Here is an 11684-nt window from a genome sequence, read left to right as displayed (position 1 = left end):
ATGGATTGGCGTGCAGCACACAGCACGATGCTAGTGCTGATTTTCAAGGTACCGCCGATGTCGGGCGATGATAGTTGACGGGCAAAAAGGAACTCCGCGATGACAACGATCGAGCACTTCGAATATGTATTTCTTGGCGGCGGCAAAGGTGGCAAGACACTGGCGATGGAACTCGCGCAGGCGGGCCGCAAGGTTGCCGTGATCGAACGAGGCATGATCGGCGGATCGTGCATCAACGTGGCATGCATACCGACCAAGACGCTGATCCAGACCGCGCGCACCGAATACATACTGCATCGACAGGATGGCAGGGCCGCGGACATGGCCAAAGTGTCGCAGCGCGTGAAAGCCGTGGTCGACGGTATGGTGGAAATCAATCGCAACGCGTTGCGTGACTCCGGCCTCGAACTCGTGCTGGGCACGGGCCGCTTTGTCGGACCGCGCCGGCTCGAAGTGAAAACCAATGACGGCGGTCTGCGAATGATCGAAGGCGAACATGCTTTTATCAACACGGGCACGACGGCGGCGATTCCCGATGTGCCGGGATTGAAGGCCGCCGAGCCGCTGACGCACGTCGAAGCGCTGGTGCTGACGACGTTACCCGAAAGCCTGATCGTTCTCGGCGGTGGATATATCGGGCTCGAAATGGCGCAGGCATTCCGTAGACTGGGCAGCAAGGTCACGCTGATACAGGACGCGCCGCGCGTGGCGATGCGTGAAGACGAGGACGTCACCGAGGCGATCGAGGCGGCGCTGAAAGAGGAAGGCATCGATATCAGAACCGGCGCGAGACCCGCCAGCGTGACGGGCAAGTCGGGAGAGTTGGTGACAGTGGTACTGCAGAATGGCAGCACGGTGAGCGGGAGTCATCTTCTGGTCGCGGCGGGCCGCACCCCTGGCACGTCCGGTATCGGCCTCGACGCCGCCGGGGTCGAAGTCGACGCGCGCGGCTTCATCAGAACGGACGAACGTCTCGCGACGACAGCAGAGCGCACATGGGCCATCGGCGAGGTCGCAGGCACACCGATGTTCACGCACGCATCGTTCGACGATTACCGCGTGTTGCGCTCGCAACTCGCTGGGGAAAATGCGAAAACCACGCGCGACAGAATCATTCCGTATGCGCTCTTTATCGAGCCGGAACTCGGTCGTATCGGTCTCAGCGAAGCCGACGCGAAGGCGCGCGGCATCGCGGTACGTGTTGCAAAGCTGCCGATGGCGGCGGTGCCGCGGGCGCGGACGAACGGCGCGACGAAGGGCTTCATGAAAATGCTGATCGACGCGGACTCAGACGCCATCCTTGGCTTTGCGATGCTGGGCACCAATGCCGGCGAGGTAGTGACCGCGGTGCAGATGGCGATGCTCGGCGGATTACCTTATACGGCCGTGCGCGATGCAATCATTGCGCATCCGCTGATCTCCGAGGGCCTCAATATCCTGCTTGCGAAGGTGCCGCAGCGTGCGCCCTAATGAGGAGCCGCGATAGAGACTTGCAGCGATGAACCTCCTTGCTTGTCTGCGATTACCCAGGCCGGTCCAACCGGCGGCATGCAGCCCGCGCACGGCGTGCGCGAAACCATGTCGAACGACACTGCTTTTGTCCGGGGAGTTTGCAAGAATCGCGTGACGTTGGCGGCCCGCTCTCTCACCCAGCGAAACGCGGCTCCGGCAAACCGCGCACTCCCAGCCCCGTCACCGCGAACAACCCGCCCTTCTCGCGTTCTTTCTGCGGAATGCCCCACATCGGGCGGCCCATCGTCGTCACGTAGAGCGTGTCGAGATTCGGGCCGCCGAACATCACGCTCGTCAGATTGCGCACCGGGAATTCGACGACGCGGTCGAGCTTGCCGTCCGGCGCGAAGCGCAAGATGCGCCCGCCGAACACCAGCGCGGACCAGACGTAGCCTTCCTCATCGACGGTTGCGCCGTCGAAAGTGCCGGCCATGTCGCGCGCCGATGCGAACAGGCGGCGGTTGCCGGCGGCGCCGGTTTCGATGTCGTAGTCGTACGCGTACATCTCCCTGCTATACGTGTCCGTGAAGTACAGCGTGCGATTGTCGGGGCTCCAGCAGGGTCCGTTCGAACAGCTGATGCCCGAGTCCAGCCGCGCCAGCGTGCCGTCGATATCCAGGCGGTACAGACCGCCGCTGCGCGTTGAGCGCTGGCCGCGATCCGCGTCGTAGCGGTCGAAATCGTAGGACATCGTGCCCGCGATGAAGCGGCCGCGCCGGTCCACCTTGCCGTCGTTGAAGCGGGTCTCGGGATCGTCGCTTTCCGGATCGGCGATGAACTGCACCGTCTGCGCATCGAAGTCGTAAAAATGCAGGCCGTTGGCAAGCGCCACGACCGCGCCGCCCTGCTCGCGCAGCGCCATCGAACCGATATGACGCGGCACGAAAAAGCGCTTTACCTCGCTGCCGTCCGCGCGGCAGCTATAGATTTCCGCGGCGGTACTGTCGATCCAGTACAGCCGTTCCTCCTTGACATCCCATAGCGGGCCTTCACCAAGATGATTGTTCGCATCCACGAGCAAGCGTACTTCAGGCATCGTCGTCTCCTTGTTGGCACGATGTTGGCGCTTCGGTTCACTCGTTGTCCTTGAGCGCGCGCCGATGAGCGAGCAGCGCCATCAGACGCCGATCCCGCCAGCGGCTGCGCTCCTCGATACGCTCGCGCGGCAGCGCGGCACGCCGCTCGGCATCGAGGCGGTCCAGCGTGGCGGCGGCCCAGTCAAAAGGCACGCGCGTTTCGGCGATGCTGCGGTATGTGCCGCCATAGCGCTGTGCATAGTCGGCCACGCCGCCCGGCGCGTTCAGATCGATCGTCTCGAACGGGCCCATGAAGGACCAGCGCATCGCGAGACCGTCGCGCATCACGGTGTCCAGATCGGCGGCGCTCGCATAGCCCTGCTCGTAGAGGCTCAACGCCTCATCGAGCACCGCGCCTTGCAGGCGGTTAAGCAGAAAACCCGAGATTTCGCGATTCACGGTGACCGGCTTCTGTCCAGCTTGCTCATAGAAAACGCGAGCACGTTCGAGCGTGTCCTGCGATGTCCAGGGCGCCCCGCACAACTCGACGAGCGGCACGAGCGACGGCGGGTTCACCGGATGCGCGACGAGACAGCGCGCGCGGCCTTGCAACGCTTCGGTGAACGTGGATGCCGGCAGACCCGAGGTCGAACTGGCAAGCAGCGCGTCGGGCTTCGTCAGGCGGTCTAGCTGCGCAAAGAGCGTGCGCTTCACGTCGACGATTTCGGCAATGTTCTCCTGCACGAGATCCGCCTCTGCGACCGCTTCGGCAAGGGTCTCGCATGTTGTGATGCGCGCGACGATCGCCTCTGCCGGCTCGTCGATCAGATCGAACGACGCGAGGTCCTCCACGCTTTCGCGAATGGCCGGGACAGCGTCCCTCAGCATGTCTTGCGAGGCGTCGTGCAACTTCACGTCGAAGCCGCTGCGCGCGAACACAATCGCCCACGCGCGCCCGATGCGCCCCGAACCGATTACCGCTGTCGTCTTCGTCTGCATGAATGTGTCCCGATGTTATGCGCGCCGGTCGCGCAGCGTGATGACGGCCGCCAGCACGACGAGCCCATTGATGATGTCGCGCACGGCGGGCGGCACGGTCGTGCCCGCGAGCAGCGTGCCGAGAGCGGTCAGCAGCAGCGCGCCGCCGAACACGCCGAGATAATGCCCGCGCCCGCCGGTGATCAGAGCGCCGCCCACGACGACCACCGCGATGGACGGCAGCAGATACGGATCGCCCATACCGAGGAACGCCTGCGAGCTGAACCCCGCGAGCAGCAAACCGACGAGCGCCGAGCACAATCCTGAGAGGCAGTACACGGCGATCAGCGTGGTGCCGACACGCACACCTGAGAGCTTCGCCGCGACCTGCGAATTGCCGACCGCGTACACGCGCCGCCCGAACGGCGTGCGATGCAGCAGCAACAGCGCAAGCGCGAGAAACACCGGCACGCTCCATGCGGCGAACGACAAGGGCCCGAGTTTGCCGTTGGTGAATTCGCTGATCGCGGACGGCGACCAGCCTTGCGGCGAGCCATTGCAGTAGATCAGCGTGAGACCTTGCAGCAGGCCGTTGGCGGCAAGCGTCACGACGATTGGCGGAAGGCCCAGCATCACGACGCCCACGCCGTTGAATGCGCCGACGAGCAGGCCGACGCCGAGCACGGCCGGGACCGCCCACGCCGCCGCGGCGTTCGCGCCGTGCGTGAGGCCCGTGAGAAGAACGCCGGCCAGCGTGATGAGCCAGGGCATCGAGAGATCAAGTCCGCCGGTCAGGATCACCGCGCCCTGTCCGAGGCCGAGAATCGCGAGGAACAATGTCAGCGTCAGCAGGCTGCTGTAGAAGTTCGCGCTGGTCAGCACCGCTGGGCCATACACGAAGCCGGTGATCGCCACTACCGCGAAAAACAGCAGATACGCCGGCACGACATACTTCACCCACTCGCGGTTGCGCTCGATCCAGTCCGCAATCGCGCGGCCCTTCAGCTCCGTGTTGGCGATCGGCTGAAAACCGCTCACTTCGAAGGACACGCGCCGCGCGTGAGCGTCGTTCTTCACTCGCGTGCCGGTTCGCATCGCCCTCAGCCATTGTGCCGCGTGACGCGCGCATTCATGCGCGGCCGACTGTTTGCCGATCGACGAACCGAGTACCGCGAGAATCAGGATCACCGCTTCCGCGATCGTCGTGAAGAACGCCGACACGTTCAGCACCAGCAGGATATTCACGGTGACCATCAGCGTCATGGCGGCGAACACCGTGCCGACGCAGCCGCCCCGCCCGCCGCCGAGCAACGTTCCGCCGAGCACCACGGCGGTAAACATCGACAGCAGCAGCGGACGGCCGACGAGGGGATCGGCAGAGCCCGTCTGCGCCGACACGTACAGGCCCGCCGCCGCGTAGAACATGCCTGCGAGCGCGTAGGTCATGATGCGATAGCGCGTGACGGGCATGCCGTTGGCGTACGCGCTGTCCGCGTCGCTGCCGAGCGCGTACAGACCGACGCCGAAACGCGTGCGCCGGATAAACGCCCATATCAGCAGCGCGGCGATCAGCACGCCGGCCGACATCGGCAGTTTCCCGTCAATCAGATCGGATGTGATGAACGCGCCGAACTCGTCGCCGACGCTGCCGCCGGGCTTGTTCTGGATCAGCAGCGTCACGCCCTGAACCATGAACATGGTCGCGAGCGTGACCACGATGGATTGCAGGCGGAACCACGCGATCAGCGCGCCATTGATCAAACCGATGCCGCCGCCTGTCGCGAGAATCAGCGCCGCACCCGCCCATTGTTGAAGCGGCGTGCCATGCACGAAGCGCACCGCGAGCACGTTGGCGAGCGACACGACTGCCGACGCGGACAGATCGAAGCCGCCCGACAGCACGACGATGGTCTGTCCGAGCGCGGCGAGCGCGAGCGTCGTCGCGCTCGAAATGACGGAGCCGATGTCGTACGCGCCCACCGGCGTGGCCGACAGCGCGCCCCACGCAACGAGCATTGCGACGAGCGCGCCGATCGCGATGATCAGTCCGCGATGATGATCGACTCGCGCGGCCCAGGCAGCGCCCGCGCCTCGACGCACGATCCCGCTGTCGGGCGACGCAATAGCTATTTTCATGGCCAACCTCTCAGCTGGAAAGCATGTTGCGCATCACGGCTTCTTCCGTGAGCGCATCGCCGGACAATTCTCCGACGTTGCGGCCGCGATACATCACCGACACGCGGTCGCACACATTGACGAGTTCGGGAACATCGGTCGAATAAAACAGCACGGCGCCGCCTGCCGCGGCGAACGCGCGCATCAGCACGAAAATCTGATGCTTGGTGCCCACGTCGATGCCGCGCGTCGGATCGAACATGAGCCAGACGCGGCTTTGCGTGAGCATCCACTTGGCCATTGCGATCTTTTGCTGGTTGCCGCCCGAGAACGACAGGCACGGCTTGTAGAGCGCGCGCGGATTCACTTCCATCTGCGCAAGCGACCTGGCGATCGCGGCCTGCTCGCGCTTGCGGTCGATCAGTCCAAAGCGCGCATAACGTCCGATCACCGGCAGCGACACGTTCTCTCCGCCGGGCAGACGCAGAAACAGACCTTCGGTCTTGCGGTCTTCAGGCAGAAAACTGGTCGACACACCGGCCTTCAGCGAATCGGCGGTCGAGGTCAGCGTGACCGGCTTGCCGTCGATACGGATTTCGCCGTCGTCGATATAGGTGGCGCCGAACAGCGCCTCGAACAGTTCGCGCTGGCCCATACCCTGCAACGCCGCGATGCCGTGCACTTCGCCGGCGACAAGCGTCAGGTCGAAGTCGCTCACCACGCCGTCCACGCGGATGCGGCGCGCCTGCATGGCGGGCGGCCGGGTTTGGCCCTGCGCCAGCGCCGGCGGCGCGACCTTCGGCGGATATTTCGCTTCCATGGAGCGGCCGATGACGAGGCGGATTACCTCGTCGTCCGAAATGTCGGGCGTGTCGAATGAGCCGACATCGCGGCCATTGCGATACACGGTGAGGCTGTCGCAGAACTCGCGCACTTCCTGCATGCGGTGCGAGATGAACACGAACGTGACGCCCTTTGCCTTTAACGCATCGATCCGGCGCGAAAGCCACGCCACGTCCGCGCCCGACAGCGACGAAGTCGGCTCGTCGAGCAGCAGTACTTGCGGGCCACGCAGGATCGCCTTCGCAATCTCGATCTTTTGCCGCACCGGCAAGGACAGATCGCGAACATACGCACCGGGGCGCACGTCCGGCAGATCGAGTTCTTCGAGCCACTGCGCCGCCATGCGCTGCGCCTCGCGCGTTCTGATGCGGCCGAAGAGCCCGGTCGGCTCGTACGACAGAAGCAGGTTCTGCGCGACCGTGAGATCGCGCACCAGCGTCATCTCCTGAAACGCCGTCTGCACGCCGGCGCGATGCGCGTCCTGCGGGCCGCGCATCGTCAGGTCGCGGCCCATCACGCGGATGGTGCCCGCGTCGGGCTGCATCAACCCGGACAGCAGCTTGACGGTGGTGGACTTGCCTGCGCCGTTCTCGCCGAGCAACGCGTGCACGGCACCGCGCTTGACGCGAAACGACGCGCCGTCGAGCGCGACGGTGGCGCCGAAGCGCTTGGTCACGTTCGACAGGTCGATGGCGAGAGATGCGTCGCTCATGACAAGGTCCTCAGTCCTGGTTGCCCGTGAGCGCCGCGTTGAAGCCGACCTCTCTGGTTTCCTCGGAATAGATGTCCGCGAACCAGCCCGGCGGCACCTTGTCCGGCATGAAGGCCGTGCACCCCGCCTTCAGTTCGTCGATGCTGCCGGTCTTGCACAGCCTGGACTGCGGCGTTTCGACGAGCGGCAGCTTGAGCGTGATGCGCTGCGGGAAGTCCTTGCCGTCCAGCTTCTGCACGGCCATCTTGAGCGCCATTGCACCCGAATACGGCGGCGCGCCATACGAAATCGAACGGTAGCCGATCGAGCGATAGGCGCCCTGCCCTTTCACCTCGCCAGGCGGCAGCATCTGCACGCGATGACCGTTCGACGACTCACCCGCGCAGGGCTTGATCTTGTCGTCGGCGATGCCGGCATCGAGCTGCATCGACGCGGCGGTGAAGCAGCCGACCTGCATCCACAGCCCGTCGATCTTGTCCCAGCTATTGGTCGCGAGAATCTTCGACAGCTCGGTCTTGGCCGTGGCCTGACTCCACATGCCCGTGCCTTCCGCCACGACCTTGATGCCGGGGTACTTCGAGAACACGGCCTTGGCGGCTTCGGTGCGGGCGCGATCCACCGACGTGCCCGGAACGCCGTTGATCAGCACGATGTTGCCCTTGCCGTTCAGCGTCTTCGCAAGCCATTCCGCCGTGACGGTGCCGGCCTGGTGCTGGTCGATCGTCACGTTGTGGGCGCACGGTTCGGTCACTTCGCCGTCGTAGGCCGCGACGACCACGCCCTTCGAACAGGCGTTCTTGATTGCGCGGTTCAGCGCCGTGGGCGAGATCGGATAGATGATGATCGCCTTCGCGCCCGCCTGCACCATCGAGTTGATCTGCTGGATCTGCTTCTGCGCGTCGGTGCCCGCGACCTGCACCTCGAGATCGACCTTGTCCTTCAGCGCGGGCGTGTTCGCCATCGCCTTGACCATGTTCGCGGCCTCGGTCTGCCAGTCGTTGCCGACATAGCTCATCGACAGGAACACCTTGTACTTGCCCGCCGCATGCGCCTCGCCGGAGACAGCGAGCGCCGCAGCGAAGCCGATACCCATACCGATACCGAGCGCCGTCAGTCCCGCACGACGAATAGATTGCGTCCATGCTTTCATGTCATCCTCCAATGTTCGTTTTTGTGTCGAACTACGCTTCAGCCAGAAACCGGTACATGCGGCAAGCGCGCACTGGCCGGCAATGCGATACCCGCGCTGCCCGGCACGACGTTGGGATCGTGGCCGGGGATCACGTAATCGGCGATCTGGCGAATGCGCGTGAGCGAGCCCATTTCCGCAAGCGTCTCGTGCACGATGCCCACCGGCACCAGATCGACGATGTTTTCCATGCAGTTCGCGCAATCCCCCGCGATCAGCACCACGCCGTCTTCCGTATCCACCGCAACGGATTGATGGCCGGGCGTATGTCCTGGTGTCGGCACGACGCGCACGCCCGGCACGATATCGGCGACGCCATGCACGAACTGCCAGCGGAAATACGCGAGCGGCTCGCGGCCGATCAGAAACTCCTGGTAGTACGTGGCCTGCGTCGGCAGAGGCTGGCCCGCGTATTCCCATTCTTTCGCCTGCACGATAAAGCGCGCGTTTTTGAACAGCGTGTTGCCGCCCGAATGGTCGTAATGCAGATGCGTGTTGATGACAATGTCGACCTCGTCCGCGCTCCAGCCGACGTATTGTTTGAGTGCGCGTTCCAGCTTCTCTTCCGGCGCCTGGTCGCAAGGACACACGAAGTCCGACACCCACCCCGGATCGTGAATGCCCGTATCCACCACGATCTTTTTCTGCGCGCCGACAATCGCCGTGGACCACACCGGCACCTTGATCGACTGCCCGAAATAGCGGCCGTACACCTGTGACGAGCGATCGACGGTGAGCCAGCCCGTCGGCATCGCGACTACTTTCAATCTGGCGTTCACGCTGCGCTCTCCGCTATCAGAAGTTGGTGTTGGCCGCGCCCTTGAGTTGAAGCATCTCGCGCGCTTCGGCGGGCGTCGCGATATCGAGCGACAGGCCTTCGATCACCTGGCGTATCTTGCGGACCTGCGCCGCGCTCGATTCCGCGAGCTTGCCCGGCTCGATCCACAACGAATCTTCAAGGCCGACGCGTGCGTTCGAGCCTTGCGCCACGCCGATCGAAGCGAGCGGAATCTGATTGCGTCCCGCGCCGAGAATCGACCACACGTAGTCCTTGCCGAACAGGCGATCCGCCGTGCGGCGCATATGCGCGAGGTCTTCCGGATGCGCGCCGATGCCGCCGAGCAGACCGAATACGCTTTGCACGAAGAACGGCGGCTTCGCGAGCCCACGGTCGACAAAATGCGCGAGGTTGTACAGATGCGAGATGTCGTAGCACTCGAACTCGAAACGCGTGCCGTTCGCCCCGCAAGACGTCAGGATGTATTCGATATCCGCGAACGTGTTCTTGAACACCAGATCGCGGCTGTTCTCCAGATGCTTGCGTTCCCAGTCGTACTTGAGTTCCTTGAAGCGCTCGAGCATCGGATACAGGCCGAAGTTCATCGAGCCCATGTTGAGCGACGCCACTTCCGGCTGAAAATGATGCGCGGGCTTCAGGCGTTCCGCGACCGTCATATGCGGGCTGCCGCCCGTGGTGAGGTTGATGACTGCATCGCATTCGGCCTTGATGCGCGGCAAGAACTCCTGGAACACGGCGGGGTCCTGGGTCGGATGACCGTCGTCCGGATCGCGCGCATGCAGATGAATGATCGCCGCGCCTTCTTTCGCCGCGGCAAGCGCGGCATCGCCGATCTGTTGAGGAGTAACCGGCAGATACGGCGACATCGACGGTGTATGGATTGCGCCCGTCGGCGCGCACGTGATGATGACCTTGCGTTTCGTTGCCATGTGAGCCTCGTGCGGTTAGAGGAATTCGACGTTGCCGCAGACGGATATCGCTTGTCCCGAGATGCCGCTGCCGGCGGGCGAACACAGAAAGAGCGCGGTGGCGGCCACTTCTTCCGGCGTGGTCATACGGCGCAGCGAGATTTTGGCGAGATACTGCTTCTCCATCTCTTCGTAGGAAAGCTTGAGCTGCTTCGCGCGCGCCGCGATCACGCGCTCGATGCGCGGGCCTTTCACAATGCCGGGCTGTATCGCGTTGACACGGATATTCGAAGGCCCGAGTTCGATGGCAAGGCTCTTGGTCATGCCGACCACCGCCCATTTGGTCGCGGCGTAAGGCGTGCGGAACGCATAACCAAGACGCCCGGCCACCGACGACAGCGCGATGATGGTGCCGCCATCGCGCGCCTGCCTGAGAAGCGGCACCGCGCGGCGCGCGAAATAAAACTGCGCGTTGAGATTCACGTCGACCGTGTTGTTCCATTCCTGCTCGTCGAGCTCGTCGACGCCGCCGGTCGGCCCGGCAATGCCTGCGTTATTGACCAGCACGTCGAGACCGCCAAGCTCCGCCTGCACATCGACGAAAACGCGCTCCACGGCCGCGCGATCCGCCACGTCGGCGAGCGTCGCCGTGATGCGGTTCAGTTCCACACTTTCCTGGGCTTTTTGAAGCGCGTCGATCGCCTGCTGGCTCGCATCGCAAACATGCACGCGAGCACCTGCTTCGATGAACGCCTGGGCCATCACGAGGCCGATGCCCGATGCGCCGCCCGTGATAAGCACGCGCAAGCCCGCGTGCGGCTTCAGCATCTGAAGAACCGTCATTGTCTGTCTCCGTTGTCCGTGTTTTTACAACTCAGGCGCGTGCCTGTTCGCCGGGGTCTTCGCCGTCCTGTATCGCGCTTTGCAAGCGCTCCTTCAGATCGGCGGCGGCTTCGCCGATGTCCTGCTCGATGCCCGCGCGCGCGCCCTCGCCGTCGCTGCGCCACAGGGCCTCGACGATATGGCGGTGTGCATCCATCGACCTGCGCATGTGCGGAATGTCGGGGGCCACGAGATTCAGAAACGGGCCGATGCGCATCCACAGGTTTTGAATCGTGGACAGCGTGATATCGCTCGCGCCGTGCGCATAGATCGCGATGTGAAATTCGAAGTTGCTGCGCAGATAGGCCGGCACATCGCCCGCTTCGACGTGCGCGTTCATGGTGTCGAATACCTGTTGCAACACAGCGAGATCTTCGCGGCTCATGCGAGTCGCAGCCCGCTTTGCAACGGCGCCTTCGAGCGCGATACGCACGTCGCGCAACTCTTCGAGGAGTTCGACTGTCATGGGCGGGACGATGAGCGCGCGGCCCGGTCCGTCGATCAGCGCGCCCTCGGCTTGCAGGCGTGTGAGCGCCGCACGCACCGGCATGGTGGACGAGCCGACCGCGTCCGCCACGCTGCGCAGGCTCAGCAATTGTCCTGGCGCGAAGCGTCCGGTCATGATCGCTTCCTTGAGTTGCGCATAGACGCGACCGGCCATCGTTTCACGCGCCACGAGCTGAAGCTCGGGCAGGTCTGAACTCGTGCGTGGCGCCACTAATGCCTCCGT

General features: G+C 64.1%; 10 protein-coding genes. 1 reads left to right on the top strand and 9 read right to left on the bottom strand.

From position 1 onward, the window contains the following. Positions 1-99 precede the first annotated feature (99 nt). Complete coding sequence (locus C8K18_RS03245; RefSeq protein ID WP_107706635.1) at positions 100-1470, top strand: FAD-dependent oxidoreductase; 1371 nt, start codon at positions 100-102, stop codon at positions 1468-1470. A 175-nt stretch (positions 1471-1645) separates the two neighbouring features. Here the strand turns inward: C8K18_RS03245 and C8K18_RS03240 are convergent, their stop codons facing one another. Genes C8K18_RS03240 through C8K18_RS03200 form a run of 9 tightly spaced genes read right to left on the bottom strand, consistent with a single transcriptional unit; the run spans position 1646 to position 11672 of the window. Beyond that, positions 1646-2548: an SMP-30/gluconolactonase/LRE family protein gene (locus tag C8K18_RS03240; protein WP_006051458.1), complete on the bottom strand. Its 903-nt coding sequence runs from the start codon at positions 2546-2548 to the stop codon at positions 1646-1648. A gap of 37 nt (positions 2549-2585) precedes the next feature. Then, on the bottom strand, positions 2586-3527 hold the full coding sequence (locus tag C8K18_RS03235; RefSeq protein WP_107706634.1) for a 3-hydroxyacyl-CoA dehydrogenase: 942 nt from the start codon (positions 3525-3527) through the stop codon (positions 2586-2588). A 15-nt stretch (positions 3528-3542) separates the two neighbouring features. Next, positions 3543-5642, bottom strand: a complete 2100-nt coding sequence (locus tag C8K18_RS03230) for an ABC transporter permease (protein WP_107706633.1) — start codon at positions 5640-5642, stop codon at positions 3543-3545. 10 nt (positions 5643-5652) lie between these two features. Further along, positions 5653-7176: a sugar ABC transporter ATP-binding protein gene (locus C8K18_RS03225; protein ID WP_107706632.1), complete on the bottom strand. Its 1524-nt coding sequence runs from the start codon at positions 7174-7176 to the stop codon at positions 5653-5655. A gap of 10 nt (positions 7177-7186) precedes the next feature. After that, the gene (locus C8K18_RS03220) at positions 7187-8326 is read right to left on the bottom strand and encodes a sugar ABC transporter substrate-binding protein (protein ID WP_107706631.1); all 1140 of its coding nucleotides are present in this window, start codon (positions 8324-8326) and stop codon (positions 7187-7189) included. A gap of 38 nt (positions 8327-8364) precedes the next feature. Then, on the bottom strand, positions 8365-9144 hold the full coding sequence (locus tag C8K18_RS03215) for an N-acyl homoserine lactonase family protein (RefSeq protein ID WP_006051453.1): 780 nt from the start codon (positions 9142-9144) through the stop codon (positions 8365-8367). A 16-nt stretch (positions 9145-9160) separates the two neighbouring features. Continuing rightward, positions 9161-10093: a 3-keto-5-aminohexanoate cleavage protein gene (locus tag C8K18_RS03210; protein ID WP_006051452.1), complete on the bottom strand. Its 933-nt coding sequence runs from the start codon at positions 10091-10093 to the stop codon at positions 9161-9163. A gap of 15 nt (positions 10094-10108) precedes the next feature. Next, positions 10109-10915 (bottom strand): SDR family oxidoreductase, encoded by an 807-nt coding sequence (locus C8K18_RS03205; RefSeq protein WP_006051451.1) that lies wholly within the window; start codon positions 10913-10915, stop codon positions 10109-10111. A gap of 31 nt (positions 10916-10946) precedes the next feature. Next, positions 10947-11672, bottom strand: a complete 726-nt coding sequence (locus C8K18_RS03200) for a GntR family transcriptional regulator (RefSeq protein ID WP_006051450.1) — start codon at positions 11670-11672, stop codon at positions 10947-10949. Positions 11673-11684 lie beyond the last annotated feature (12 nt).

This window comes from Paraburkholderia sp. GV068 (assembly GCF_003058125.1).
GTDB classification, from domain to species: domain Bacteria; phylum Pseudomonadota; class Gammaproteobacteria; order Burkholderiales; family Burkholderiaceae; genus Paraburkholderia; species Paraburkholderia graminis.
This window is presented reverse-complemented; position numbering and strand designations above follow the sequence as displayed.

Coding starts and splice junctions, on each gene's coding strand:
- C8K18_RS03210 (WP_006051452.1), bottom strand. CDS start 10,093: ATGGCAACGAAACGCAAGGTCATCATCACGTGCGCGCCGACGGGCGCA.
- C8K18_RS03235 (WP_107706634.1), bottom strand. CDS start 3,527: ATGCAGACGAAGACGACAGCGGTAATCGGTTCGGGGCGCATCGGGCGC.
- C8K18_RS03205 (WP_006051451.1), bottom strand. CDS start 10,915: ATGACGGTTCTTCAGATGCTGAAGCCGCACGCGGGCTTGCGCGTGCTT.
- C8K18_RS03230 (WP_107706633.1), bottom strand. CDS start 5,642: ATGAAAATAGCTATTGCGTCGCCCGACAGCGGGATCGTGCGTCGAGGC.
- C8K18_RS03245 (WP_107706635.1), top strand. CDS start 100: ATGACAACGATCGAGCACTTCGAATATGTATTTCTTGGCGGCGGCAAA.
- C8K18_RS03225 (WP_107706632.1), bottom strand. CDS start 7,176: ATGAGCGACGCATCTCTCGCCATCGACCTGTCGAACGTGACCAAGCGC.
- C8K18_RS03220 (WP_107706631.1), bottom strand. CDS start 8,326: ATGAAAGCATGGACGCAATCTATTCGTCGTGCGGGACTGACGGCGCTC.
- C8K18_RS03240 (WP_006051458.1), bottom strand. CDS start 2,548: ATGCCTGAAGTACGCTTGCTCGTGGATGCGAACAATCATCTTGGTGAA.